Source organism: Mycobacterium sp. IDUB_39 (genome assembly GCF_055419205.1).
Window position 1 is genome coordinate 104,375 of the sequence record NZ_JBVAXF010000005.1, and the last position, 24,864, is coordinate 129,238.

25 protein-coding genes are annotated in these 24,864 nt (G+C 62.8%); 15 read left to right on the forward strand and 10 right to left on the reverse strand.

Annotated elements, in window-relative coordinates:
- The first annotated feature begins 33 nt into the window (after positions 1 to 33).
- Positions 34 to 1,218, forward strand: a complete 1,185-nt coding sequence (locus ACZY0X_RS19140; RefSeq protein WP_463772641.1) for a glycoside hydrolase 5 family protein — start codon at positions 34 to 36, stop codon at positions 1,216 to 1,218.
- Between the two features lie 12 nt (positions 1,219 to 1,230).
- Here the strand turns inward: ACZY0X_RS19140 and ACZY0X_RS19145 are convergent, their stop codons facing one another.
- Positions 1,231 to 1,614 (reverse strand): VOC family protein, encoded by a 384-nt coding sequence (locus ACZY0X_RS19145; protein WP_463772643.1) that lies wholly within the window; start codon positions 1,612 to 1,614, stop codon positions 1,231 to 1,233.
- Positions 1,599 to 1,898: an ArsR/SmtB family transcription factor gene (locus ACZY0X_RS19150; protein WP_463772644.1), complete on the reverse strand. Its 300-nt coding sequence runs from the start codon at positions 1,896 to 1,898 to the stop codon at positions 1,599 to 1,601. The genes ACZY0X_RS19145 and ACZY0X_RS19150 overlap by 16 nt, the downstream gene beginning before the upstream one ends.
- 251 nt (positions 1,899 to 2,149) lie before the next feature.
- On the opposite strand from ACZY0X_RS19150, the gene ACZY0X_RS19155 reads away from it, so the two are divergent.
- The 3 genes from ACZY0X_RS19155 (at position 2,150) to ACZY0X_RS19165 (ending at position 4,963) form a co-directional block, all read left to right on the forward strand.
- Positions 2,150 to 3,022 (forward strand): enoyl-CoA hydratase, encoded by an 873-nt coding sequence (locus ACZY0X_RS19155; RefSeq protein WP_463772646.1) that lies wholly within the window; start codon positions 2,150 to 2,152, stop codon positions 3,020 to 3,022.
- Between the two features lie 149 nt (positions 3,023 to 3,171).
- Complete coding sequence (locus tag ACZY0X_RS19160; RefSeq protein WP_463772648.1) at positions 3,172 to 3,444, forward strand: hypothetical protein; 273 nt, start codon at positions 3,172 to 3,174, stop codon at positions 3,442 to 3,444.
- A gap of 4 nt (positions 3,445 to 3,448) precedes the next feature.
- On the forward strand, positions 3,449 to 4,963 hold the full coding sequence (locus ACZY0X_RS19165) for a class I adenylate-forming enzyme family protein (protein ID WP_463772649.1): 1,515 nt from the start codon (positions 3,449 to 3,451) through the stop codon (positions 4,961 to 4,963).
- A gap of 11 nt (positions 4,964 to 4,974) precedes the next feature.
- On the opposite strand, the gene ACZY0X_RS19170 is transcribed toward ACZY0X_RS19165, so the two are convergent.
- From ACZY0X_RS19170 to ACZY0X_RS19180, 3 genes are read right to left on the reverse strand one after another with little or no spacing between them, the layout of a single operon-like run.
- Entirely contained in the window at positions 4,975 to 6,120 is a 1,146-nt protein-coding gene (locus ACZY0X_RS19170) for an acyl-CoA dehydrogenase family protein (protein WP_463772651.1), read from the reverse strand.
- 38 nt (positions 6,121 to 6,158) lie between these two features.
- Positions 6,159 to 7,151: an acyl-CoA dehydrogenase family protein gene (locus tag ACZY0X_RS19175; protein ID WP_463772652.1), complete on the reverse strand. Its 993-nt coding sequence runs from the start codon at positions 7,149 to 7,151 to the stop codon at positions 6,159 to 6,161.
- Positions 7,152 to 7,153: 2 nt separating this feature from the next.
- A complete protein-coding gene (locus ACZY0X_RS19180) occupies positions 7,154 to 8,296 on the reverse strand; it encodes an acyl-CoA dehydrogenase family protein (protein ID WP_463772653.1) in 1,143 nt (380 codons plus the stop codon).
- A gap of 296 nt (positions 8,297 to 8,592) precedes the next feature.
- On the opposite strand from ACZY0X_RS19180, the gene ACZY0X_RS19185 reads away from it, so the two are divergent.
- The 3 genes from ACZY0X_RS19185 (at position 8,593) to ACZY0X_RS19195 (ending at position 12,130) form a co-directional block, all read left to right on the forward strand.
- Positions 8,593 to 10,065, forward strand: coding sequence for an aldehyde dehydrogenase family protein (locus tag ACZY0X_RS19185; RefSeq protein ID WP_463772654.1), 1,473 nt, complete (start codon positions 8,593 to 8,595; stop codon positions 10,063 to 10,065).
- A gap of 44 nt (positions 10,066 to 10,109) precedes the next feature.
- A complete protein-coding gene (locus tag ACZY0X_RS19190) occupies positions 10,110 to 11,315 on the forward strand; it encodes a CaiB/BaiF CoA transferase family protein (RefSeq protein ID WP_463772656.1) in 1,206 nt (401 codons plus the stop codon).
- 143 nt (positions 11,316 to 11,458) lie between these two features.
- Entirely contained in the window at positions 11,459 to 12,130 is a 672-nt protein-coding gene (locus tag ACZY0X_RS19195) for a GntR family transcriptional regulator (protein ID WP_463773353.1), read from the forward strand.
- 26 nt (positions 12,131 to 12,156) lie between these two features.
- Here the strand turns inward: ACZY0X_RS19195 and ACZY0X_RS19200 are convergent, their stop codons facing one another.
- From ACZY0X_RS19200 to ACZY0X_RS19220, 5 genes are all read right to left on the reverse strand, one after another.
- The gene (locus ACZY0X_RS19200; RefSeq protein ID WP_463772657.1) at positions 12,157 to 12,975 is read right to left on the reverse strand and encodes a mycofactocin-coupled SDR family oxidoreductase; all 819 of its coding nucleotides are present in this window, start codon (positions 12,973 to 12,975) and stop codon (positions 12,157 to 12,159) included.
- Positions 12,962 to 13,429 (reverse strand): Zn-ribbon domain-containing OB-fold protein, encoded by a 468-nt coding sequence (locus ACZY0X_RS19205; RefSeq protein ID WP_463772658.1) that lies wholly within the window; start codon positions 13,427 to 13,429, stop codon positions 12,962 to 12,964. Before ACZY0X_RS19205 ends, ACZY0X_RS19200 begins: the two co-directional genes overlap by 14 nt.
- Positions 13,429 to 14,535 carry a thiolase C-terminal domain-containing protein gene (locus ACZY0X_RS19210; RefSeq protein ID WP_463772660.1) on the reverse strand — a complete coding sequence of 369 codons (1,107 nt, stop codon included), beginning with the start codon at positions 14,533 to 14,535 and terminating at the stop codon, positions 13,429 to 13,431. The genes ACZY0X_RS19205 and ACZY0X_RS19210 overlap by 1 nt, the downstream gene beginning before the upstream one ends.
- A 118-nt stretch (positions 14,536 to 14,653) precedes the next feature.
- Positions 14,654 to 16,483, reverse strand: coding sequence for a flavin-containing monooxygenase (locus ACZY0X_RS19215; protein WP_463772661.1), 1,830 nt, complete (start codon positions 16,481 to 16,483; stop codon positions 14,654 to 14,656).
- 47 nt (positions 16,484 to 16,530) lie between these two features.
- The gene (locus ACZY0X_RS19220) at positions 16,531 to 17,517 is read right to left on the reverse strand and encodes a cyclase family protein (RefSeq protein ID WP_463772662.1); all 987 of its coding nucleotides are present in this window, start codon (positions 17,515 to 17,517) and stop codon (positions 16,531 to 16,533) included.
- Between the two features lie 187 nt (positions 17,518 to 17,704).
- Between ACZY0X_RS19220 and ACZY0X_RS19225 the strand changes: the two genes are divergently transcribed.
- From ACZY0X_RS19225 to ACZY0X_RS19260, 8 genes are all read left to right on the forward strand, one after another.
- Positions 17,705 to 18,427, forward strand: a complete 723-nt coding sequence (locus tag ACZY0X_RS19225; protein ID WP_463772664.1) for a GntR family transcriptional regulator — start codon at positions 17,705 to 17,707, stop codon at positions 18,425 to 18,427.
- 150 nt (positions 18,428 to 18,577) lie between these two features.
- Positions 18,578 to 18,799 carry a ferredoxin gene (locus ACZY0X_RS19230; RefSeq protein ID WP_463772665.1) on the forward strand — a complete coding sequence of 74 codons (222 nt, stop codon included), beginning with the start codon at positions 18,578 to 18,580 and terminating at the stop codon, positions 18,797 to 18,799.
- Between the two features lie 53 nt (positions 18,800 to 18,852).
- Positions 18,853 to 20,010: a cytochrome P450 gene (locus ACZY0X_RS19235; protein ID WP_463772666.1), complete on the forward strand. Its 1,158-nt coding sequence runs from the start codon at positions 18,853 to 18,855 to the stop codon at positions 20,008 to 20,010.
- Positions 20,007 to 20,771 (forward strand): SDR family NAD(P)-dependent oxidoreductase, encoded by a 765-nt coding sequence (locus ACZY0X_RS19240; RefSeq protein WP_463772668.1) that lies wholly within the window; start codon positions 20,007 to 20,009, stop codon positions 20,769 to 20,771. The genes ACZY0X_RS19235 and ACZY0X_RS19240 overlap by 4 nt, the downstream gene beginning before the upstream one ends.
- A 135-nt stretch (positions 20,772 to 20,906) precedes the next feature.
- The gene (locus ACZY0X_RS19245) at positions 20,907 to 21,239 is read left to right on the forward strand and encodes a DUF732 domain-containing protein (protein ID WP_463773355.1); all 333 of its coding nucleotides are present in this window, start codon (positions 20,907 to 20,909) and stop codon (positions 21,237 to 21,239) included.
- 519 nt (positions 21,240 to 21,758) lie between these two features.
- Positions 21,759 to 22,562 carry an MlaE family ABC transporter permease gene (locus ACZY0X_RS19250; RefSeq protein WP_463772669.1) on the forward strand — a complete coding sequence of 268 codons (804 nt, stop codon included), beginning with the start codon at positions 21,759 to 21,761 and terminating at the stop codon, positions 22,560 to 22,562.
- On the forward strand, positions 22,556 to 23,410 hold the full coding sequence (locus ACZY0X_RS19255) for an ABC transporter permease (protein WP_463773356.1): 855 nt from the start codon (positions 22,556 to 22,558) through the stop codon (positions 23,408 to 23,410). The genes ACZY0X_RS19250 and ACZY0X_RS19255 overlap by 7 nt, the downstream gene beginning before the upstream one ends.
- Before the next feature lie 2 nt (positions 23,411 to 23,412).
- The gene (locus ACZY0X_RS19260; RefSeq protein ID WP_463772670.1) at positions 23,413 to 24,855 is read left to right on the forward strand and encodes an MCE family protein; all 1,443 of its coding nucleotides are present in this window, start codon (positions 23,413 to 23,415) and stop codon (positions 24,853 to 24,855) included.
- Positions 24,856 to 24,864: the final 9 nt, after the last annotated feature.

Consider the following 24,864-nt stretch of genomic DNA (forward strand, 5'->3'; position numbering starts at 1 on the left):
GGACGACAGATCCCAAACTCGAAGGATTGCACCTTGTTACGCAACCCCAGACACACCGCCAGGGGAGACCGGGGCGACCAGGTACGGCGTCGAACCACGCTCAAGCTGCCGCTTCTGGCAGCAGCGGGCACGGCGCTGGCCACCGCACCCCGCGCATCTGCCGCGCCCGCCCGGTGGTCGATCGAGCGCGCCAACGACTGGTATCGAGCGCAGGGCTGGCTGGTCGGCGCGAACTACATCACCTCGAACGCGGTCAATCAGCTCGAGATGTTTCAGGCCGGCACGTTTGACGCTCAGCGCATCAATACCGAGTTGCGAGCGGCGCAGCAGCTCGGATTCAACACCGTGAGGGTCTTTCTCCACGACCTGCTCTGGGCCCAGGATCGGTCGGGGTTTCAACGTCGGCTCGCACAGTTCGTCGACATCGCGGCGCATCGCGGCATCAAACCGCTCTTCGTCTTCTTCGACTCTTGCTGGAATCCGACTCCTAGGCTGGGCCAACAGCCCGCGCCCCGACCCGGAGTGCACAACTCCGGCTGGGTGCAGAGCCCGGGGGCCGCGAAGCTCGACAACCCGGGTTACCTCGCCATCCTGTACGACTACGTGGTGGGCGTTATCGACCTCTTCCGCAACGATGACCGCGTCCTGGGCTGGGACCTGTGGAACGAGCCCGACAATCCCGCGAGCGAGTACCGCAAGGTCGAGCGGCAGGACAAACCGCAACTCGTCGCGGCGCTACTGCCGCATGTGTTCAAGTGGGCGCGCTCAGCCGATCCCGTTCAACCGCTGACCAGTGGCGTCTGGGAGGGTCCCTGGGGAGACCCGCGGCATCGCACCGACATCGTGCGGATTCAACTCGAGAACTCCGACGTGATCACCTTTCACAGCTACGCCAAACCGCCCGAGTTCGAGGCGCGCATCGCCGAGCTCGCTCCGCTACGGCGGCCGATGCTGTGCACCGAGTACATGGCCCGGACCAAGGGCAGCTCCATCGAGGGAATCCTGCCTATCGCCAAGCGGCACAACGTCGGCGCCTACAACTGGGGCCTGGTGGCGGGGAAGACGCAGACGTTTTTGCCATGGGACTCATGGGCCCGCCCCTACACGGCGCCGCCTCGGGAGTGGTTCCACGACCTCCTGCAACCCGACGGGCGGCCCTATCGGGACCACGAGGCTCACACGATCCGACAGTTGACGGGTAAGCCGGGCCCGCGCTGACGCGCTGAAGGGTCAGGTGGCCTGAATCTGGATCAGGTTGCCGCACGTGTCGTCGAGGACGGCCGTCGTCACCGGGCCCATGTTCGTGGGCTTCTGGGTGAAGCGGACTCCGAGGCCGCTCAGTCGGGTGAACTCCGATTCGACGTCGTCGACGGCGAACGCGGTGAACGGGATGCCGTCGGCGATCAGCGCGTCCTTGAACGGTTTGGCGGCGGGGTGTGCGTCGGGCTCGAGGACGAGTTCGGTGCCGTCTGGATCCTCGGGTGAGACGACGGTGATCCAGCGATGCTCACCCAACGGAACATCGTGCTTCACGGTGAACCCGAGGACTTCGGTGTAGAACCGCAGTGCCTTGTCCTGGTCGTCAACGAGGACGCTGGTCAGGTTGATTCGCATGGTGAGCCTTCTCCAGGTTGTCTCAGCCAACGCTCGACGATCGGTTGCAGTGGCGTGGTGTTGATGTAGTGGAACTTGTATCGGCCCTCGCGGCGCGTCTCGACCAGGGCCGAGCCCTCGAGAACGTCGAGGTGCTGCGATATCGCCTGTCGTGACGATCCGAGCCCGTGCTTGTTCGCCAGCCGCGCGCAGATCTCGAAGAGCGTCTGTCCGTTCCGGTCGGTCAGTTCATCGAGGATCGCGCGGCGGGTGGGGTCTGCCAAGGCCTTGAAGACATCGCCCACGTCCCCAAGTTATGCAAGTGAATGCTTGCCTGTCAAGGATTGCGTGGCCGGGTGGTGCATCCCGGGTGTGGAGCCGCGAGAACGCCTCCTAGATCGGGCGGGCTCCGAACGGCTGGGCTAAGAACGCTTCTGGGATGGTATCCTGGATACACGCGGTTCCGAGGATCGGACCAGGGCGTTATGACGTCCATGACGCAGAGAGGGGGATGGGGGACAAGCGCGCTTCGCGGCTATCTCACCCCGGGCTACCTATGAACGAATCGAACTCCTCCGCCTCGATAGCGGGCGTGGTGCAGTACGAAGTTGTCGATGAGGCCGTTGCCGTTGTTCGGATGAACCGGCCGGAGTATCGCAACGCCCAGCACAGTGCCATGACATATGCGCTCGACGATGCCTTCTATCGGGCCGCCGACGATGACGCGATCAAGGTGATTGTGCTGGCAGGCAACGGCAAGCACTTCTCGGCAGGGCATGACATCGGTACGCCTGAGCGTGACATCGACCAGTCGTACAAGCGGCGGGCTTCCCTGTGGTGGGACCATAGCGACAAGGCGGGTGCGGCGAGTAGGTATGCCCGCGAGTCCGAGGTATATCTCGGCATGTGCCGGCGCTGGCGGGAGATTCCGAAACCGACGATCGCGATGGTCCAGGGCGCCTGTGTTGCGGGTGCACTGATGCTCGCGTGGTCATGCGACCTCATCGTCGCCGCTGACGACGCCTTCTTCGCCGATCCGACCGTCCGGATGGGCATACCGGGCGTCGAGTACTTCGCGCACCCGTGGCAATTGGGACCGCGATTCGCTAAAGAGTTCCTATTTCTCGGCGAACGCATCGATGCACAGGAGGCGCGACGTTTGGGCATGGTGAATCGGGTGGTGCCCCGCGCCGAGCTTGAGCCGACGGTCCTGGACATGGCGAAACGGATCGCGGAGATGCCCGCCATGGGCCTTGCGTTGGCGAAGCGCGCTGTCAATCAATGTGAGGATCTGATGGGCGTCCGCGACGGGATGGACGCGGTGTTCGGACTTCATCACCTGGCCCATGCGCACAACGCCGAAATCGGACTCGGATCGCTCGCCGGCCATGATGCGCGCAGCATGCGCGATGTGATTAACGGTCGATAGGTACCCGACGTGCGTACTGCGGCGGGGCGCAGGCAGGTCTTGGGCGAAGGCTGACCGAGCAAGCTTTATCTCTCTTATTTCCAGTATATTTCAGCATCTCGGAGGTTGATACGGTGAATTTTACAGTCGGGGCGCGGCTGCGGAGCGCAGTGGATGACACACAGGTCATCGTGGTTCGAACACCGGGAAACCCGGCCGACGTCACGTGTGGGGGGCACCCGCTGCTGCCCATCGATGCAGAGAGCCCATCCGGGGCGACGATGACTGTCGGCCACGATGGCGGCACCATCTTGGGCAAGCGATATGTCGATGCGGGTTCCGGTCTGGAGCTGCTATGCACCAAGTCGGGCGCGGGTGCCCTGTTCATCGATAACAGGCCGCTATCTATCAAGGCCGCCACGGCGCTGCCCGCATCGGACTAGCGCAATGAACATTGCGATGATCGCCGAAATGGCGGCCGAAGCCGGGGGCGACCGGCTTGCGCTCAACGATGCGCACGGCGCCATCACCTATGAGCAGCTATGGGATCGGTGCCGCCGTGCTGCCGGCTGGCTGAATTGCCACCAACAGGACAACGTCGTGATGATCGGTGTGAACTCACGACTTTTCCCGATTGCGCTCTTCGGCGCCGCGCTCGCCGATAAGTCCTTCGCCCCGCTCAACTACCGGTGGACGGACGCTCAACTGGTGGCCGCGGTGCGTCGGCTCGGCTCGGCTGTTGTGGTTGTCGATGACACCATGCTTTCGCGGTTGTCCGCGCTGACTGGCGAGCCCGGCGTGGCGATCGTTGGCCGGGAGAAGTTCCTGGAGAGCGTCGATGCAAGTGAGCCGGCCGTCATCACCGGCGCATCGCCGAAGTGTCCGGCCGTGCAACTGTTCACCAGTGGCACGTCGGGCACACCCAAAGTGGCTGTGCTGGACCACGCGAACCTGGCCGCCTACATCTTCGGCACGGTCGAACTGATGGCCGCCGAAGAGGGCGACACGCAGCTCGTCAGCCTGCCGCCCTACCACGTCGGTGGGATTGCCAACCTCCTCAGCACGCTCTTCAGCGGGCGGCGGATGGTGCAGTTGGACGCGTTTGATCCGGCGGGGTGGATCAACGAGGTCCGACGGCATGGCGTCACCCACGCTTCCGTCGTGCCCACCATGCTCGCCCGGATCATGATGCTGCTCGCCGATGATGAGGCAGGTGGTCTACCCAGTCTGCGGCATCTCTCCTATGGAGGCGGACGCATGCCGTCGCCTGTTCTCGACGAGGCGATGCGACGACTGCCGCGTGTCGGGTTTGTCAACGGTTACGGGCTCACTGAAACGAGCTCCACCATTACTGTTCTCAATCCGGAGGATCATCGCATCGCGGCCTCGTCGGATGATCCGGCGGTGCGGGCACGGCTGGGCTCGGTCGGTCGCGCTCTGCCGACGGTCGAACTGTCGGTGCGCGACACCGCTGGCCGGATCGTCTCCGACGGGGAGCTCGGCGAGCTGTGGGTGCGTGGTGAGCAGGTTTCGGGCCGGTACATCGGCATCGAACCGGGACGGAACGAGGACGGGTGGTTCCGAACCAAGGACGCCGCTCGCATCGATGGTGACGGGTATGTGTTCATCGAGGGGCGCCTTGATGACGTGATCGTGCGCGGCGGAGAGAACATCTCGCCGGGCGAAGTGGAGGATGCGCTCATCAGCCACCCCGACGTCGTCGACGCAGGAGTGGTCGGCCTGATCGATGAAGACTGGGGCGAGCGGATCGTCGCCGCTGTGGTCGTCGCGCCGGGATGCACACCGGATCCGGCAACATTGCAGGAGTGGGTGCGATCGCGGCTCCGCTCTAGCAAGGTACCGTCGACGGTGGATGTCGTCGATGCGTTGCCGTACAACGACAATGGCAAGCTCATGCGCCGGACGTTGCGCGAGCAGCTTTCCACTCGCGCCGGCGCATGAGCCGCGCGACCTCAGAGGCCCAGGGACTTCGCGATAATGATCTTCATGATTTCACTTGAGCCGCCGTAGATTCGGCTCACTCGCGCGTCCGCGTACATCTTCGCGATTGGGTACTCAAGCATGTAGCCGTACCCTCCGAACAATTGCAGACAGCTGTCCACTGCCCGAGCCTGCATCTCCGAACAGAACAACTTCACCCGCGCAGCATCCGCTCCGGACAGTTCCGCTGCATCCAGCTCCGCCACGGCGCGCTGGAGAAGTGAGTCGGCGGCCTCGATCTCGGCCGACACTCCGGCCAGTACGAACTTCGTATTCTGGAACAGCGACAGTTGGCGACCGAATACCTGTCGTTGGCGGACATACTCGATCGTGTCGGCCAGCGCGGTTTTTGCCATCGCCACCGAACCCGCGGCCACGCTGATCCGCTCCTGTGCCAGATTGCTTGTCAGATACTCGAACGCGCGGCCCTCCTCGCCCAACATATCGTCAGCTCCGACGACGACATCGTTGAAACTCAATTCCGCGGTATCGGCGTATTTCATGCCAAGCTTGTCCAGATTCCGCGTCTTGACAAACCCGGGCATGCCGTCCTGCACCACGAAAAGCGACAGGCCTCCGCGGCGATTCTCAGACTGGGATGTCCGCGCGACAACGATCACCAGGTCGGCATTGATTCCGCCGGTGATGAATGTCTTTGCGCCGTTGATGACAAATCTGTCACCGTCACGCCGAGCGGTCGTTCTGATGCCGCCGATGTCCGAACCTGTTTCCGGCTCGGACATCGCGATGGATGCCATGCTCTCGCCGGTTCCCAGCTTGCGTAGCCACCGATCCTTCTGCTCGACCGTTGCGTAGCTGAGGAAATACGGGACGACGACGTCAATGTGCACACGCACCGGCGATAGTGACAGGTGCGCGCCGATCAGCTCTTCCGCCACCACGAGGTTGTAAGTGAAGCTCGTCTCGCCTCCGCCGCCGTACGCCTCGGGGATTTGCAGTCCGAGGATGCCGAGTTCGCCTGCTTTACGGTAGAACTCGGTGTCCACCAGGTGCTGCTGTTCCCACTTGGCTACATTGGGGATGGCCTCGCGCTGTAGGAATGCGCGGACGGCCGACCGCAACTGCTCGTGATCCGGGCCGTAGAGCGAATTTCGCATTGTGGTGATCCAATCTGTTGTGCGGGGGCGCTGAGCGTTCAAAGTCCAACGTCGAGTAGCGCGGAGGCGACGATGTCTTCGTGTGCGGCTGCGGTTCCCCAAGCGGTGCTCAGCGTCCACACCCGCTTGATCCACATGTGCAGATCGTGTTCCCAGGTATAGCCGATCGCTCCATGGCATTGCAGCGCAGTTCGTGCCGCCAAATCCGCTGCGCGCGTGGCATAGAGCTTGGCGAAGCTGATCGCGAGACCAGAGTCAGCACCGCCGGCGGCGAGCACCCAGCCGGCGTGGTAGACCACCGGCCGTGCATGCTCCAGGCTGACTAACGCCGTTGCGAGCAGATGCTTTACCGACTGTTGAGATCCAACCGGAACTCCGAACTGGGTTCGTGTTTTGACGTACTCGGTCGTCATCGTGATCATTCGATCCGCCAGACCGAGAAGCTGTGCAGCGGCTGCCAAAGTGGCGCGGCGCCTGCAGAGAACTGCGTCGGCTCCGGGCAGCTCTCGGCTCCGACGAGGTATGACGCGGGCCGAGGGGACCGAGCGATCGACCGATGACAGGTGACGGCCGATGTCGAGGTCTGTGCGTGCAGCCAACTGGAGGCCGCCTCGGCCGGGATGAACGAGCATGTCCGCGTGGGTGATCCAGCGAACTCGATCGGAGGCGGGCTCTTGGACGGCGGCCACCGCCTCGCCGGTGATGGCTGCGCCAGCTTCGGGTACGCCAGCAGCCGCCAACGCGGGCACGGCTGCGGCGATGTGGTCACCGACAGGGCCTGGCACGGCGAATCGTCCGCATTCTTGGAGCAACAAGACGAGGTCGATCTCCGAGCACCCCATTCCGCCCGCTTCCACGGGCGCAAGCAGTCCAAGCAGACCAACTGATCCGAGCTTCTTCCACAGCTGCCGGACCGGGCCCGGGTCGGGTGACCATGCGGCGCGAACGACTTCAGGGGGGCAGGCCTGCAGCAGAAGGTCACGAAGCCCGTCGCGGAGTTCGATCTGATCGGCGGTGAACGCGAAATGCATCGTTACTTCCTCGGCAATCCCAGGAGCCGCTCAGCGATGATGTTTCGCTGAATCTGGTTGGTACCAGCGTAAATCGGGCCGGACAAGGCGAATTGAAATCCGTTCATCCACTCGTCGTCCAGGTCGGCATCGGCGCCTTGCAACGTCAGTGCCGCCTGGTGCAGCGCGATATCCAACTCGGACCAGAACACCTTGCTCAGGCTGGCCTCGGCTCCGATCGGATGCCCGTCGAGCAGCCGGGTGACTGTCCAGTCGGTGGCCAGTTTGTAGGCTTGAGCGCCCATCCACGCGTCCGCGACCGCGCTGCGATAACGGCTATCGTCGCGTAGATCCGTTGCTGAGCAGAGTTGTTCAATCAATCGGTCCACCGTTGCCAGGAATCGGCCCGGGCTCCGTAGGGACAGACTGCGCTCGGAGCCCGCGGTCGCCATTGCCACGTTCCATCCGTTGCCCACGCCGCCGAGCACATCGGAATCGGCGACGAAGGCACCGTCGAAGTAGACATCGGCGAAGCCGTCCTCGCCGTCGAGCTTGGCGACCGGTTGGACCGACACGCCAGGTTGGTCGAGATCGATCAGGAAGTAGGTGAGGCCCCGGTGACGCCCGCCGGTGTCGCCAGTGCGGAAGATACCGAACATATGGGTGCTGAATGCCGCACGGGTGGTCCAGCATTTCTGGCCGGAAAGCCGCCAGCCGCCGGCCTTCTCGTCGCGCACCGCCCGAGAGCGCAGCGACGCGAGGTCACTCCCGGTCTCGGGCTCAGACCAACCCTGGCACCAGATGTCCTCGACCGCCGCCATCCGTCGGAGGATCCGATCTTGCTGATCTTGTGTCCCGAACTCCAATATCGACGGAGCGAGCAGGAAAATACCGTTCTGCGCGACCCGCTGCGGCAGTCCTGCTCCGTAGTACTCTTCTTCGAATATCAACCAGTGCCACAGGTCAAGGTCACGGCCCCCGAAACGCCGCGGCCAGCTTACGACAGCCAGACCGGCGTCAAAGAGCGTCTTTTCCCACGATAAATGGACCGGTGCGCCGGCACTTGAGTCACCCGGGGGCAGCGGCAGCGGTGGTTTGTTGTCGGACAACCAGGCCCGTACCTCGCTACGAAAGGCCTCATGGGCCGGATCAGTCGTCAGATTCATTGCATCACTCCGTAATTCGCCCGCAACCGGTCGCGCGACAAACGCCTGCGACCTCGGACGTGTGAGGGGCGAGTCGGGATATGAGTTCCTGTATCCAGGATGCGAGGAATCCTAAGCATGCCGATTCATGGTGTCAAACCAACGCCAGCAGGTGAATTGCGCTCCGTGTGCACGCAGCGTCGTGGCGCATCGGCGCCGACCTCGCGTTGACTTCCCTTTTCGGGCTGGTTAGGGTGTTTGAATCCGGGATACAAACAGAACGGCGGCCAGCGGTGGTCGCCCCGTAGGAGGCATGCATGGTGGAAGGGTTCGTTCCTCAGCTCCTGATCGACGGGGACCTGGTGGGCGCACAGTCGGGTAGGACTTTCGCGAACGTCGACCCGTACTACGAAACAGAGATCGGACAGACGCCCGACGCCGGTGTCGAGGATGTGGACGCGGCGGCAACCGCGGCCCAACGTGCGTTCGAGAACACCCTGTGGTCCAAGGACCCCGCGTTCCGGGCGCGCTGTCTGGGGCAGCTTCGCGAAGCGATGCTGGGCCACATCGAGGAGCTCCGCGAGATCCTCGTTTCGGAGGTTGGCTGTCCGATCTTCATGACCGACTTTTTTCAACTCAATGACCCAGTCGATGAGATCACCGACTGGATGGAGTTGGCCGAGACCTACGCTTTCGAGCGCAACCTAGCGCCGCATCCCGCGATGCTGTCGCCGAACGAGCGCTTGCTGATCAAGGAGCCCTGGGGGGTGACGGCTCTGATCACGCCGTATAACTACCCGATTCAGCAACTCATCTACAAACTCGGGCCAGCCCTGGCTGCGGGTAACACCGCGATCATCAAGCCGTCTCCATTGACCCCGTGGACGGCCAATTTCGTGGGTAAACTCGTGGTCGAGGAAACCGACATCCCGCCCGGCGTAGTCAATGTCATCACGAGTTCGGCGGCCGATGTGAGCGAGGCGCTGGTCGCACATCCCTACGTCGAGATGATCAGCTTCACCGGCTCCACGGCAGTCGGGAAACGGATCATGGCCACCGCGGCAGAGCGGGTCAAAAAGGTCGCTCTGGAACTTGGCGGGAAGTCCGCCACCATCGCACTCGACGATGCCGATATCGAGACTGTTGTGCGGTTCAATGTGAAACGGATGTCACGACATTCGGGTCAAGGCTGTACGAATCTGACCCGCCTGCTGCTTCCCCGAGCCAAGTATGAGTCGGGCCTCGAAGCCGCCGCCGACGCTGCGGCGCAGGTTGTTTGGGGCAACCCACGCGACGTCGACACGCACATGGGTCCGCAGATCAGCGCCGCCAACCAGCAGCGGGTGCTCCGGCACATCGAGCAGGCCCGCGCCGAAGGTGGTCGCATTGTCGCCGGCGGCGGTGTTCCTGAGGAGGCCCGCACGGGTTACTTCGTCGAAGCGACTGTGATCGCCGACGTGGACCCGGATTCCACGATCGCGCAGGAGGAGACATTTGGTCCTGTGCTCGCGGTCATTCCGTACGACACTGAGGAAGAGGCCGTGGCAATCGCCAACAACTCGCCGTTCGGTCTGTCGGGTGCCGTGTATTCGGAGACCGATGAACGAGCGCTTGCCGTCGCCAAGCGGATCCGCACCGGCACGATGGATGTCAACGGGGCGACGTGGTTCGCCCGTGACACCCCGTTCGGGGGGATGAAGCAGAGCGGGTTGGGCCGTGAGTGGGGTCTGGCCGGTTTCGAGGACTTCCTGGATACCCGCGTCATCGGCTACCCAACGCCAAAGTCGTGATCCTGCAAAGCGGATCAGTGCATCACAGAGAGACGGACCAATAGATGAAGGTGTTCGAGGGTGTCCGGGTGGTCGAACTGGCCTCGTACCTGTTTGTGCCGGCGGCGGGAGCGATTCTGGCGGACTGGGGTGCGGATGTGGTCAAGATCGAGCATCCTGAGCGGCCGGACCCGCAGCGCAACTTCGTCATCGCGGGGATGAGTGTGGGCAACGCTCCGTTCGAGGCGCTCATGCAGCAGACCAATCGTGGCAAGCGCAGCGTAGGTATCGACGTGAGCACGACCGAGGGCCACCAGCTGCTCGGCCGGCTTGTCGGCACTGCTGATGTGTTCCTCACCAACCTGCTGCCGGACAGCCGCCGGCGACTCCGCCTTGAGGTCGACGACGTTCGGGCGATGAATCCGAACGTCGTATACGTACGGGGGAGTGGCTACGGTCCTGCGGGTGCGGAGCGGAACACACCCGGCTTCGACGGGACGACCTTCTGGGCCCGCGGCGGGGCGGCGGACAACCTGACGCCGGCGGGAGCGCCCGAGCCGACGCCACCGCCGCCGGCGTTGGGTGACCTACCCGGGTCCACGACCGTCGCCGGAGCCATCGCGGCTGGCCTGTTCCACCGCGAGCGCACCGGTGAGACGACCGTGGTTGACGTGTCGCTGCTCGGGGTCGCGGTCTGGGGCAACTCCCCGGCGATCATTGCGTCGGCTCAGCACGGTGGCGCCATTCGCAAGATGCTCCGCGAAGAGAACGTCAACCCTGCGTCACTGGCATATCGCACCCGAGACGACCGATTCATCAAGCTCTCGCTGTTTCAGTCGGACCGATACTTCGGCCAGCTTTGCGCGTGTCTGGGTGTTCCAGGTCTGGTGACAGACCCACGGTTCGCCGACTCGGCGTCGCGGACGGAGCACAGCCGGGAGTGCATCGCCGCACTCGACGAGGCATTCGCCCATTTCAGTCTTGCTGAAGCCGCCGAGCGGTTGGCCAACCTCGGCGGCCCGTGGTCGATTGTGCAAACCGCCTATGAGGTGAGTCGTGATCCGCAGGTCCTGGCGAATGGGTACCTGGCGGGTCTAGACGTCGAGGGGCGTGAGGTAACGGTGGCCGCGTCGCCATGGCAATTCGGCGAAGCCCGCTATCCGCTGCGGTGTGCGCCCGAACATGGTGCCGATACCGACGAGATCCTGCACGAGCTGGGACTTGAAGAAGCCGAGATAATCGCGCACAAACTATCGGGGACAGTTCTCTGAGTTGGTAGCGTTGGATTGCTGGCGCTAGATTGACGGCCTCTCCGGACAGCACGTATCCTGGATACGTGCCGTCCGATGTGCGTCCCGTAGTTCGCAGCAGGGCCAAATCGACGACGAATCCACGCGCCGCCGGCACCCGACTCGTGGATGGGATCACGGCAACTCTGCGAGAGATGATTCTGGATCACACGATCGCACCTGGAACCGTCTTACTCCAGACTGAGTGGTCGGAGCGGTTGCAGGTCAGCCGCACTCCGTTGCGTGAGGCCTTTCGGATTCTCGAGCAGGACGGCCTGGTGCGGGTATCGAATGGCAATCGCACGATCGAAGTGGTGCAGTTCACCAGCCGAGCGGATGAGCTCCGAGGGCTGTACGAGGTGCGGGAGGTTCTCGATGGGCTGGCTGCACGACTGCTCGCCACCCGGGGCCTGCGAGACGATACCGCGCAGGAGCTTGAATCCCATTTGAGCGAGATGGAGGCCGCCGTGCATCCATTCGATTCCGCGCGGTGGTTCTCCGCTCACATGGCGTTCCATGTATGTCTCGCCGAGTCGTGCGGTAACAGCCGCCTTCGTCAGCAGTTGGACGTGATCAAGATGACGAGTGTCTCGTTGCATGCCTACCTCGGCGAGCTCCCGGCGACGGACGCCCGGCTGGTTGATGCGTTGGCAACGGCGGGTAAGCAGCACCGGGCGATCTTTGACGCGGTACGCAGCGGCAATGGCGACCTCGCTGAGATGGCCGCGTGTCAGCACATTCGGACCGTGCTGCACTCCGATTTGATCGACGCCGCGGCGCATCGCACCGATGGCTGAAGCGCGTTCCGGAGCCGAGTGTTTGGTTACTTGTTGACCATGCCGGCATCGACCGGCAACGTGATGCCGGTGACGTAACGGGCCTCATCCGAGACGAGCCAGGCGATCGCGTTGCTGACATCACGCGGTTCGATTAACGAAACAGGCATCGGGTTGCCGAGGCCGGCCGCAAGTGCCGGGTCAGCGGCTGCGGCAGATTCGTGAAAACCGGCGAGCATCGGTGTATCTACGCCGGTGGGGTGGACCGTATTGACCCGGATGCTCTGCGGGGCCAAATAGTTGGCGTACATTCGCATCAATCCGACGACGCCGTGTTTGGCCGCTGCGTAGCCGAAGTTGCCGCCGTTGGTTCCGGCGACCATGCCCTTGAGCCCGTTCACCGAGCTGGTGATGACGATGGCTCCGCCCTGGCCTTGGCGCTGAAGGGTGGGGAGTGCGGCTTGGATCGTGTTCCACACGCCGACGAGCATCACGTCGATGGCATCGCGGAACGCCTCGTCGTCGCGGCCTTCGCCGAGTCCTTGGAACATGATGCCCGCGTTGGCCAGCACGATGTCTAACCGTCCGAGCGCAGTAACCCCTTCGGCTACTGCGGACTTCAACGCGGCCGCATCCCGGACGTCGACTACGAAGGACTTCATCCGCCGCCCGAGCTTCTCTACCAATGTGACCGTCTCGGCGAGGTCTTCGGCCGTGGCCATCGGGTAGGTCACGGTCCCGATCTGCCCACAGATGTCGACACCAATGATGTCGGCGCCCTCTTCGGCCAGCCGAATGGCGTGCGCGCGCCCCTGGCCGCGCGCCGCACCGGTAATAAGGGCGACTTTTCCCTCAATGGTTCCCATGAACATCCTCGCTTTCGTCCGGTGATCGAATCGCTGTCGCTGAACCGGGATCGGGCTCCCATTGGGGGAGAGTTACGCCGGACTCGACCTCATCGAACCTCACGCGCATCGGCATTCCATCGTATAGCGCTACAGCACTGGATATTTGGCCGATGAATCGGATCGATGGGTCTTCGTCGAGCGCAACCAGCACGATCGTGCACGGTGCGGGGAAGGCTTCGTGGATCGTGTGATGCAGGACCGTCCAGGAATACACCGAGCCGGTTGGCCGCACGTCACACCAGCCGACGTCCCACGATCCACAACCATGGCAGTAGGACTTCGGTAGATGTAGTTTGACGCCGCAGGCGTTGCAGATCCGGACCACGAGCCGGTGTTCGTTGGCCGCCTGCCAGAATCCGGCGGTTTCCTCATCGTCGATGACGGGGAGCGGGGGGCGGGCAGAGGCGGACACTATGCCGCCCGCAGAATCATCGCGCTGGTCATCGCTGGTGCCCCGGACGTGACCAGGCACGTCTTCGCTCCCGGCACTTGCGATGTCGACTGACCGCGCATCTGCCGGACTCCTTCCAGGATGTGGTTCATGCCATGGATGTAGGCCTCCGACAAGTTGCCACCCGCGGTGTTGATCGGGATGCGGCCGGCCATGTCGATGGCGCCGCTGGAAGCGAACGCGCCGCCTTCACCTCGCGCGCAGAAGCCGTAGTCCTCGAGCTGCAACAGCACCGTGATGGTGAAGCAGTCGTAAAGCTGGGCGACGTCGATCTCGTCCGGACCGATCCCGGCGCGCCGGTAGAGTTCGCGGCCGACAAATCTGGACGGATTCGTCAGCAACGAAGGTCGCATCAATGCGGGAAAAACCTTTCCGCCCTGCACTTCCGAGGTGGTTCCCTGCGAGACTGCTCGTACCAACACTGTCGGCTGTGGTGAGTCGGCGGCCCGCTCGGCGGCCGTGACCACCACTGCGCACGCGCCGTCGGACTCAAGACAATAGTCGAACAGCCGGAGCGGATCGGCGATCATGCGCGAGCGGTAGTAGTCGGTGATCGACATGGTGCGGCCGGCCATCATGGCGCGCGGATTCGCGTTCGCCCGCCGGCGGACGGTCATGGCGATGCTGGCGAGGTCGTCTTCGGTTGACCCGTATTCGAGCATGTGCCGACGCGCGTACAGCGCATACATTTGGCCCGGTGCCATCAGGCCGTAGGGCAGGAAGAACTCATCGAGCGACCCGCCGCCGCCCACTCGACGTGCCTCCCCGGCCTGTTGAATCGCCGTCCCCTTGCCGAACCGCAGGCCGGAACGGCCGTTCAGCGCACGGTAGACCAGCACATTGCGTGCCTGGCCGGACATGATCGCGGCGACGGCCTGACCCACCATGCCGCACGGCGCCGCGCCGCCTGTGCCGGTGGCACCCCAGAATGTCAGCCGGCTCAGCCCCAGCCACTGGCCGATGTCACTGTGGTGCACCGTGTCGTAGTCCGAACGGACGACACCGTCGATGTCTGCGGGAGTCAAGCCCGCATCGGCGATCGCGGCAAGACCGGCCTCGGCGGCCAACGCAGCGACGCTTCGCCCCGAACGGGTCGAGAACTCCGTGGTGCCGATGCCGGTGATCGCGCACCTGTCTCGGTGGTTGTAGTCGATGCTGCTCCGCCGATCAGCACCCGAACCCGTCCTAGCGTTGGACTGCGTCGCTTGCGCGCACGATGGTGGCATTGCCCTCGTACTCCTTGGCTTCCCGCCACTTCGTGAGAAGGTGCTGGTACTCGAATGTCCCGCCGCCGTAAGCATCCACCCAGATCGGCCGGCCGTTCTCGAAAGTATCTGTGGTGGAGTCGAAGTCGCCCTCGTTGTTGAAATAGCCGGGCGTACAGGCCTGCACTGCCTCGGCGTTGAAAACGAGCCCGACCTTCTCGTCCATGGCGTCGCACCATTCCTGGACCGCGTCCGCGGAGACGTCGAATTTCACTATGCCGTCATCGCGCAGTTGGGCGATGCTCTTGGCAATGTGGCGGGCCTGGTAGGTGAACGCGTAAGTGTTGTTAACCGTGACCGCGGTTTGGCGGAGTCCGCCGACGACGTACATGTTGGGAAACCCGTGAGTTTGGATGCCGTGCACGGTCCGGACGCGCTGCTGCCAGGCGTCGGCCAGGGCCACGCCGTTGCAACCGACCACATCGAAGCCGCCCGATCGGTCCGGAGTGACCGCGGCCTCGAAGCCGGTGGCATAGACGATGATGTCGGCCTCATACTCCTTACCGTCGATCACGATGCCTTTCTCGGTGATCGCCTCCGGTCCTTTGCCGTCGGTGTCCAGGAGATGCACGTTGGCCCTGTTGAAGGCCTGCAGATACTCGTCATTGAAACCGGGACGCTTGCAATGCGTTGCGTACCAGGGCTTTAACGATTCGGCTACCGCGGGGTCCTCGACCAGCTCGTCGACTCGTGCCCGGGCCCGCTCCATCTGGGCAATGTCGTAATCCTCGACCGTGCGCAGGTAGTCGTCCATGTCGGGCGCTGAACCGTCGTCGGGAACCTCCATGGCCGGGATACCCCATACCTTGGTCCATTCGTCGTCGACGATCTTCTCTTGGACCGGTACGCCCAGCATCTGTGCTTCGAAGTTGGCCCACCGCCTTTCCTGCCAACCCTGCTCCTGGGCGCCGAACCACTCTTCGTCCGTGGGCTCGTTGTTTCGCGGCAGCACGATCGTCGGCGTACGTTGCACCATGTAGGTCTCTTTCGCGCTTTTCACTACATGTGGAAAGGCCTGCAGCGCGGTCGGTCCGGTGCCGATGATCGCAACCCGCTTGTCCTTGAGCTTGTGCAGGTTGCCACGTGAGTCACCGCCGGTGACGTCGAAGTTCCACCGGCTGGAGTGGAACCAGTCACCTTTGAAGGTTTCGAGGCCGGGGATGCCCGGAAGCTTGGGCCGGTGCAGGATGCCACCGGTCGCCAGGACGACGTAGCGGGATCGGATCTCATCGCCGCGGTCGGTGGTCACGATCCAACGCAGCGCGGTGTCGTCCCAGGTCGCCCCAAGGACACGGGCTTGGAAGACCGCGTTGTGGTAGAGGTTGTAGTGCTTGGCGATCGACTTGCCGTATTCGAAGATCTCATCGCCAGGGGAGTACCGCATCCTCGGTACATAGCCGGTCTCTTCCAGCAACGGCATGTAGAGGTACGAGTCGGTGTCACAGGCGATGCCCGGATACCGGTTCCAGTACCAGGTGCCACCGAAATCCGCGGCCTTGTCGATGACGGTGACGTCGTCGGCGCCCTCTTTGATCAGGTGAACTGCCGTCAGCAGACCGGCGAAGCCGCCGCCTACGACGGCGACCTCGGTCTCCTTCGTAACCGGCTCTCGTGGATGGGTTTTCGTGAACGGGTCGGCCTCGACATCGGAGCCGATGTCGATGGTGATGTACTGACTCGAGCCGCGGTCCCGGATTCGCTTGTTGCGCTCCTCGGCGTACTTTTTTGCCAACTGCTCGGCATCAACCATAACGGGGTAGCCTCCTGCGGATTCGTTACGTGGGATCGGACTCGCCGCTACTTGAGGGCGATGGGATTTACGGGTGAACCGACTGCGCCGGTTATTCGTAATGGCGGCGCCACCAATTGGAATTCGTACACGCCGTCGGCGGCACAGTCGGCCGCCAGATCGTCGAGGAACCAGAATTCGCCAAGCATCATGCCCATATCCCGCAGAGTCAGCAGGTGCAGTGGGTTGAACATGCCCTCGACGCCGGATTCCATGCTCTCGACTTGAACGTTGTCAGCGGCAACGGCTGCGACCTCGTGGTCGTGAAGCCAAGACGCGACAGTCCAGGACAGCCCGGAGGACGGTTCCAGCGGGTTGCCGGTCTGCCGAAACTTGGCGATCCACCCGGTGCGGACTACGACGATGTCTCCGCGCTGCACGGTCACGCCTTGGGCGGCCGCCGCCGCGTCGAGTTCGTCCGGTGTGATGTCGCTCCCGGGTTCGAGAAAGTCGACACGGCGGTGCTTGACCATGTCGATGAGCACGCCGCGGGTCGTTATTCCCTTGACGTCGACCTGATCGATCGAGCAGTGAAATGCACCGGCACTGGTGACCGACGAGGCAGGAAAGCCGTTGTACAGCTGGCCGTCGTAATACACATGGGACAACGCATCCCACTGCGTCGACGCCTGCAGCGGCATGATGATCATATCGTCGTTGAAGCGGAAGGGGCTGGCTTCAAAGTAGCGGCTGATCTGTTGTGCAGTCCTGTTCTCCGGCCACTTGCTGCCGTATTTGGCCCACTCGGTCTCGTCGCCGCCGTCGACGGTCATCAGATGAATCGGCTTGTTACGGAAGTCGAGGCCTCCTTGCGGGCTCGAGGTGCCGAACTCAATGCCGAGTGGGAAGACCTTGCCCTTCTTCACCAGACCTGCAGCTTGCAGCACCTTGTCGTCGCTGATGAAGTTGAGCGTTCCGAGCTCGTCGGCCTCACCCCAGCGACCCCAGTTCCGAACATCGTTGGCAACCCGGTGGAACTCGCTCAAACCATCCACTGTGACTCAATCTTCTCAATAATGAAGGTTGACAATCGCTTGGGAGCGATCGCACCGCTGCCCGTCGAGTATTGCATCCAGGATCCCGTACGACAAGGCGGCTTTCGAATCTCCTGTCTTACACTGGTTCCACCAGCGCGAACTTGTCCGCCGACGGCGGGGCTGGAGCGCCGATAGGGAGGAACCGATGACCGCCGATCCATCAGCTCGTATGGAGTTGCTCAGGAGAACGCCACGCCTGGTCGACGAAGTGGTCAATCGGCTCCGCGAGAGCATCGTCGATGGCGCGTTGCCAGCCGGCACGCCGCTACCTCAGGTCGCCCTGGCGGCGCAGCTCGGCGTGAGCCGCACACCGCTGCGCGAGGCGCTCCGTGTCCTGGATAACGAAGGCCTGGTCCGCGCCTCGGATAACAACCGCACGGTGGAGGTTGTCGAGATCGGACCGGATGACCTGCGCGAGATGTATGAATTGCGTGAGGTCATTGATGGCCTTGCCGCGAGGCTGGCCGCGCGCAAGGGTCTGACCGCACACGACGAACAGCGAGCCCGCCACTTGCTAGACGAAATGGCGGGCTCGTCGGAACCATATGATCCGGTGCGACGCAACCGCGCGCACGCCGAGTTTCACGAGCTGTTCGCGCTGGCCTCCGGCAACGCCAAGGTTCAGTCCTTCGCATCGCTGATCCGGACCAGCTCAGCCATGTTGTACCTGCCGCTGGTGCGGGAGACCGCTGCCACAAACCTTGCCGCGGCCAATCCGGATAGCACCTACAAGGAGCTACTCGACGATGCGCAGGCGCAGCATCGCGACATCCTCGAGGCGGTGGTGGAGCGCAAGCCCGCTGCCGCCGAAGAGGAAGCGAGGCGGCACATTCAGCGGACCTTGCGCTACACCCGGTATTTCGGCTGACTTCCCGCTTGGGCGTACGCCGCAGTCATTGACGGCGGTTCGTCGTGTCCGGTAGCCTCCTGTGCCTGTATCCAGGATTCTAAACCGTTCGCAATCGGTGGCGAGAAGCCATAGTCACCGAAAGAACCGGAGAACAAAGGGCACCGACCGATGAAGGTTCGAATCGACGAACACCGTTGTCAGGGACACGGACGCTGCTATTCCATCGAGCCGGAGATGTTCGAGCCCGTGGACGATGACGGCCACGCAGGCTTCCTTCTCGACGGGATGCTCGCGGACGACGCCGGTCTGCTGGCCAGGGCGATGGAGGTCAGCGCTAACTGTCCCGAACATGCAATCACGATCGACGAGAGTGGGAGTGCACAGAGATGACCGAGGTAACCGAACTAGCCGTATGCCCAGAGGGTTACGCACATTTCGATCACATGACGGCGAGGCCCAACGGCGAGGCACCGTACCCCGTCTATCGCCAGCTTCGCGCCGGGTGCCCGGTCGGTCGAAGTGAGCAGTACGGTGGGTTCTGGGTCGTCACCGGCTACCCGGAGTGCTACGAGATACTCCACAATCCGGAACTCTTTTCCTCGCGGCGCATCACCTTTCCCGCATTTCCACAGGATGCGCCGATGATTCCCATCGAGCTTGATCCGCCCGATCACTCGCTGTACCGGTCGCTGCTGGCGCCGGCGTTCTCGCCGCGCCGAACGCGCGAGATGTGGGAGGAACCGATACGCGCGGCGGTCAACGAGCTCATCGACGGCTTCATCGAGATCGGGCACTGTGACGTCTACAAGACGCTGGCCGAGCCGATTCCGTGCTACATGGGCACGACGCTGCTCGGGGTGCCGGCTGAAGATGCGCCTCGCCTATTGGAATGGGTGTCGGCAGTGGTCGATAACTCGCCGTCGGACCCCGAAGCGCCCCGGGAGGCGATGCAGAAGCAGTACGAGTACTTCGCGGCCAAGCTCGAGGAGCGTCGCGAGGACCCGTCAGGCGATGACGTTCTCTCCAGGCTGATCCGGGCCGAGGTCGACGGTAAGCGTCTGACCCAGGACGAGCTACTGGGATTCTGTCTGCTGCTGATGCTGGCAAGCATTGACACCACGCAGAAGGCCATCGGCTCGATGATGTGGCATCTGGCCACAGATGCGGACTTGCGTCACCAACTTGCCGCCGACCCCTCGAAGATTCCCGCGGCCGTCGACGAGATGTTGCGGTTTTGGTCCCCGTCGCAGCCGAGCCGAGTGGTGGTGCGAGACACTGAGCTCGCTGGACAGCAGTTGAAGGCCGGCGACGTCGTGTTGATGATGATCGGCTCGGCTGACCGCGACGAGCGCGAGTTCCCGGACGCAGAGACATTCGTACCTGACCGCAGCCCCAACCGTCACCTCACCTTCGGCGGCCACGTCCACAAGTGCATGGGCGCGCACATCGCGAGACTGGAACTGCGCGTTCTCCTTGAGGAATTCCTTCGCCGCATCCCGGACTTCGAAATCGAAGATGAGTCGAGAGTGCGATGGAACCCCGGGCAGGTCCAGGGGTACTGTTCGGTTCCGATCACCTTCAAGGCCGGATCAGTGCAATGACGAAACTCTCGTCCAAGGTTGCCCTGGTGACTGGAGCTGGTCGAGGGCTAGGTGCCGCTGTTTGTCAATGGATGGTCAATGAAGGCGCGACCGTTGTCGCAGCGGACATCAATCCTGCGCTTGGGAAAGAATGCGCGGACCGGCTGGGCGAACGGGCGTCCTTCGTGGAGCTCGACGTGACGAGCGAACAATCCTGGCACAGTGCAGTTTCCGGGGTGATGGAAAGATCTGGTCAGATCGACGTGCTGGTGAACAACGCGGGACTTCTCTGGATCGCACCGTTGATCAGCACCTCACTGGAGGACTACCAGCGCATCGTCGCCGTGAATCAGACTGGCCCGTACCTCGGGATGCGCGCAGTTCTGCCTGAGATGATGAAGGCCGGACACGGCTCGATCGTGAATGTCTCATCGATGAACGGAATACGCGGGATGCCGGGCGAATCGATCTACAGCGCAACCAAACACGCTGTCATCGGAATGACGCGCTCAGTCGCACTCGAAGTAGCCGAGCTGGGAATCCGGGTCAACGCGGTCTGTCCGGGAGCCATGGATACACCTATGCTCGACGAAGTCGATCTGGGCGCGGACGGCAAGACGACTGCAGAGGCGTTGGAACCGCTGGTTCCGTTCAAGCGCCTGGCCTCTGCGGCAGAGGTCGCCGAAGTGGTGGGGTTTCTCGCATCCGACGCGGCTTCGTACTGCAGCGGTGCGGAGTTCGTCGTTGACGGCGCGTGGACGTCAGGCTTGTCGTTTTCGTAGCTGTAGCCGGCCGTCGACCGGGCTTGCAGCAGCCGAAGCCGCGCTGGCCTACTTCCCTGAATTGTTCCGAAATATCAAGTAAGACAGAGGCATAGGATCGCGTCCATGCAGTGGGTAAAAACGCTCATCGTCTTCATGATCGGATCTACCGCTTTCGGTGTCATTGCACCGGTGTCAGCGCCATTGGCATACGCGGTCCCCGCGCCGGAAGTGGAGTACACCTACAACGTTACGGTGCGCCGACACTACGGCTTTCCGAACAATGATGCGATCGGCTTCGGCCGGCAGATATGCGACAAGGTAGGCGGCGGCTCAACCTATCGGCAGGTCATGAGCGACGTCAAGCGCGACGTGGTACCGAACGACGAGGCCTCGGCCAACTATCTCGTCTCGTACGCAGTCGGCATTCTGTGCCCTGCGCAAATCTGGCAGCTTCGGAACTCGGCGGCGCACTACCAACCTGGCTGATCGCGGTGCGGCACGCTCAAAAGAAGTCGTCGCGTGTGTCGGAATCGTTGGTGTGCAGAGCCTTTGGTCTGCATTGCGGTACTCGACCCGGCTGCCGGCCAGGACGGCGCTCCGTTGATCAGGCACCGCGACGGACGCCCGGCTGAGTGACTTGCGGCGCGCGGTGTCCATGCCGTGGGCGCCGAAGTGTCTGGCGGCCTGGCGCTATGAAGAGTCTCGACGTCAATGACGCGACGGAATCGGCCGGGCGGAAGACGCTGGGATCAGTCTGCAGATTCGCCGATCCCGATTCCATGGTGGTGCGGAAGTCTCTGCGTCGCAACCCATTCAATAGATGCCAGTGCAGGTCGGATGAGCCTTGGCTGCTGAGATGAACATGATGGATCGGCCACGGGTGCCGTTTCTGGAGTGGTGCGGGGATTGACGGCGTCATCCTCCGCGTTGTAGGTTGATTCAACTGCTGTATCCAGGATCCGAAATCGCGAACACTGTTTGCTGAGAAGGCGAGGCCTAGCTGACATGGCAGAACTGACCGAGGCCCAAGTACGCCGTCCATCGGCGGCAATACGGATCGCAGCCAAGCCGACGCGCGAGGTGGGCAACTTCTTCGCTGTTTCGCTGGATATCTTGGTGCAGATGTTTCGAGCGCCGTTTGCGTGGCGTGAGTTCGTGGACCAGACGCTATTTGTCGCTCGCGTGGCGATCGTCCCGGCCGTCCTGCTATCGATTCCGTTCAACGCATTTGCTGTCTTTCAGCTGAACGCGCTCCTCGTCGAGTTGGGAGCGGCGGATCTTGGTGGCGCCACGGCCGGCGTCGCTTGCATAACCCAGATCGCACCGATGGTGACCGTATTGGTGGTCGCGGGTGCAGGCGGAACGGCCATGTGTGCGGATCTGGGTGCGCGGACAATTCGCGAAGAGATTGATGCAATGCGGGTAATGGGAATGGATCCGGTCCGCAGCCTGCTGGCTCCGCGGGTGGCTGCGCTGACCGTCAATGCGTTACTGCTCAACTCCATAACGACTGCCACGGGGCTGGCCGCGGACTACGCATTCACCGTATACCTGCAACACGTCACCCCCGGTGCCTTCGCTTCGAGCCTGACGCTGCTCGTCGGACTTCGTGAATCGGTGATCGCGATAATCAAGGCCGTGCTCTTCGGTGTAGCGGCCGGATTGATTGCTTGCTACAAGGGCATTACGGTAGGTGGCGGCCCCCAGGGAGTCGGCAATGCGGTGAATGAGACGGTGGTCTTTTCGTTCATGACCCTGTTCGCGATCAATATCGTGTTGACTGCGATGAATGCGCAGATGGCATCGTGAGCGCACCCTCACAGTCTCCATTGTCGCGAATCACCAATGCAGTCAGCTACTTCGGTGACCGATGGAATCGCGCTGGTGTGCAAGCGGCCTTCTATGCGAAGTCGATCGGCCAGATTCCGAATGCGCTTGTCCGCTACAAGGTCGAGACATTGCGGGTGATGGCGCAGACTAGCTTGGGCGTAGGCGCACTGGCCGCAATCGGCGGAACGGTCGTCATCGTGACGTTCTTGCTGATCTCCCTCGGCGCACTCAATGGGCTCGAGGCGCACCGGTCGTTGAGTCATGTCGGTGCGGACGCGGTGGGCGGCTTCTTTTCCGCTTATGTCACGACCCGCGTTTCCGCACCGCTGATAGTCAACATCGCGCTGGCCGCGACCATCGGTGCCGGTGCGACCGCACAGCTTGGAGCGATGCGGATCAACGAGGAGGTTGATGCACTCGAGGTGATGAGCATCAATTCGATGGCCTACCTGGTCTCCACCCGCGTGGTCTCCGGCGTGCTCGTCACCATCCCACTGTTCTGTCTGTCCGCCGAGGCCGCGTATCTGACCACTCGCTTCGTCTACATCTTCGTATTCGGACAGTCGGCCGGCGTTTACGACCACTATTTCGATACGTACCTCAAGCCGACCGACTTGATCTGGGCGTTGGTCCAGGCGGTGGGGACGGCAGTTGTGGTGATGCTGCTGCACACCTATTACGGATTCACCGCCAAGGGTGGACCGGCTGGTGTCGGCGAGGCTGTCGGTCGTGCGGTGCGGGCTTCGTTGATCGTGTCAGTAGCCACCACCTTGATGATCGGCATGGCGGTGTACGGAAATACCGGCGACTTCAATCTATCGGGGTAGCGATGACGAAACCGAAGTGGCGAGAAGCCGGTCTGCATCCGGCGGTCTGGACTGCCATCGAAATGGCAGTGATTATCGGACTGATCGTGTTCACGGTCGGAATGTTCAACCGAGACTTCAGACCCTACGCAAGGGTGACCCTGACGACTGACCGTGCCGGCTTGGTGATGGAGACCGACGCCAAGGTGAGGATGCGCGGCGTTCAAGTCGGTCGGGTGACGTCGATCCAGTCGGATAACCCGGTGCGTATTGAGCTGGAGCTCTATCCCGATCAGCTGGCGTACATTCCGGCCAACGTCGAGGCGCAGATCGCAGCGCCAACCGCGTTTGGGGCCAAGTATGTCGAGCTTCTGCCACCCCAGGACCCCAGTGCGAAGCGGCTCGTCGCCGGAGCTGTGGTGAAGTCACGCAATGTCAGCATCGAAGTGAACACGGTGTTCCAGAATCTGGTCGACGTACTCAAACAGGTCGACACTGCGAAGCTCAACGCGGTGCTGTCGGCGCTGGCCGAAGGGTTCCGCGGTAAAGGCGAGGGGCTCGGGGGCATGATCACCGACCTGAACCAGGTGCTCACAACGCTCAATCCGCGTAGCGAGGCGATGCGGGAGAACTATCGATCCTTGAAAGACGTCGCAGACACCTACGGGGCTGCCGCGCAAGACATTCTGACGGTGTTGGACGCTGCCAGCACAACAAGTGTCACGGTCACAAATCATGCCCGCGAGCTGGATACATTGCTGCTCAACCTCATCGGGCTGTCTCACAGCGGTATCGATTTGCTCGGCCAGAGCAAAGACAACCTGATACAGGGTGTCAACACACTAGCGCCGACGACACGTCTGTTGAAAAAGTACGAACCGGAACTCACCTGCACGCTGGTCGGAGCGAAGACCGCGATGGACATGGGCTGGGGAGAGGTGGCCGGCGGCCACAACGGGAAGTCGATCATCTTGGACGTCGCCCTGCTGCCCGGCGACGACCCGTATCGCTATCCCGAGAATCTGCCGATCAACGGTGCCAAAGGTGGCCCCGGTGGCCAGCCCAGTTGCGGTTCACTTCCCGATGTCTCGAAGAACTGGCCGCAGCGGTATCTGGTCACCGACACCGGGTGGGGCACCGGGCTGGATGTGCGGCCGAACCCCGGTATCGGCTTCCCAGGATGGGCGAACTACTTCCCGGTCACACGCGCAGTGCCCGAGCCACCCAGTATTCGAAACCGGGGCGGTCCGGCACCTGGCCCCATCCCGTACCCAGGCGCACCCCCGTACGGTGCGGCGCTGTACGAAGCCGACGGAGCACCGCTCTACCCGGGCCTACCACCCGCGCCCGCACCTGGCAGACCTCGCGATCCGGGTCCGCCACCATCGGGGGCGGAGCCATTCCAGCCAGCTCATCCAGGTGCACAACCGACCCCACCACCGGCGATCCCGGCGCCGGTGCCCTGATAACGGAAC

Excerpts from the sequence above, each read along its gene's own strand:
- ACZY0X_RS19145 (WP_463772643.1), bottom strand. The coding sequence starts at position 1,614 with ATGCGAATCAACCTGACCAGCGTCCTCGTTGACGACCAGGACAAGGCA.
- ACZY0X_RS19155 (WP_463772646.1), top strand. The coding sequence starts at position 2,150 with ATGAACGAATCGAACTCCTCCGCCTCGATAGCGGGCGTGGTGCAGTAC.
- ACZY0X_RS19165 (WP_463772649.1), top strand. The coding sequence starts at position 3,449 with ATGAACATTGCGATGATCGCCGAAATGGCGGCCGAAGCCGGGGGCGAC.
- ACZY0X_RS19170 (WP_463772651.1), bottom strand. The coding sequence starts at position 6,120 with ATGCGAAATTCGCTCTACGGCCCGGATCACGAGCAGTTGCGGTCGGCC.
- ACZY0X_RS19175 (WP_463772652.1), bottom strand. The coding sequence starts at position 7,151 with ATGCATTTCGCGTTCACCGCCGATCAGATCGAACTCCGCGACGGGCTT.
- ACZY0X_RS19180 (WP_463772653.1), bottom strand. The coding sequence starts at position 8,296 with ATGAATCTGACGACTGATCCGGCCCATGAGGCCTTTCGTAGCGAGGTA.
- ACZY0X_RS19185 (WP_463772654.1), top strand. The coding sequence starts at position 8,593 with ATGGTGGAAGGGTTCGTTCCTCAGCTCCTGATCGACGGGGACCTGGTG.
- ACZY0X_RS19190 (WP_463772656.1), top strand. The coding sequence starts at position 10,110 with ATGAAGGTGTTCGAGGGTGTCCGGGTGGTCGAACTGGCCTCGTACCTG.
- ACZY0X_RS19200 (WP_463772657.1), bottom strand. The coding sequence starts at position 12,975 with ATGGGAACCATTGAGGGAAAAGTCGCCCTTATTACCGGTGCGGCGCGC.
- ACZY0X_RS19215 (WP_463772661.1), bottom strand. The coding sequence starts at position 16,483 with ATGGTTGATGCCGAGCAGTTGGCAAAAAAGTACGCCGAGGAGCGCAAC.
- ACZY0X_RS19225 (WP_463772664.1), top strand. The coding sequence starts at position 17,705 with ATGACCGCCGATCCATCAGCTCGTATGGAGTTGCTCAGGAGAACGCCA.
- ACZY0X_RS19230 (WP_463772665.1), top strand. The coding sequence starts at position 18,578 with ATGAAGGTTCGAATCGACGAACACCGTTGTCAGGGACACGGACGCTGC.
- ACZY0X_RS19235 (WP_463772666.1), top strand. The coding sequence starts at position 18,853 with ATGACGGCGAGGCCCAACGGCGAGGCACCGTACCCCGTCTATCGCCAG.
- ACZY0X_RS19240 (WP_463772668.1), top strand. The coding sequence starts at position 20,007 with ATGACGAAACTCTCGTCCAAGGTTGCCCTGGTGACTGGAGCTGGTCGA.
- ACZY0X_RS19245 (WP_463773355.1), top strand. The coding sequence starts at position 20,907 with ATGATCGGATCTACCGCTTTCGGTGTCATTGCACCGGTGTCAGCGCCA.
- ACZY0X_RS19250 (WP_463772669.1), top strand. The coding sequence starts at position 21,759 with ATGGCAGAACTGACCGAGGCCCAAGTACGCCGTCCATCGGCGGCAATA.
- ACZY0X_RS19260 (WP_463772670.1), top strand. The coding sequence starts at position 23,413 with ATGACGAAACCGAAGTGGCGAGAAGCCGGTCTGCATCCGGCGGTCTGG.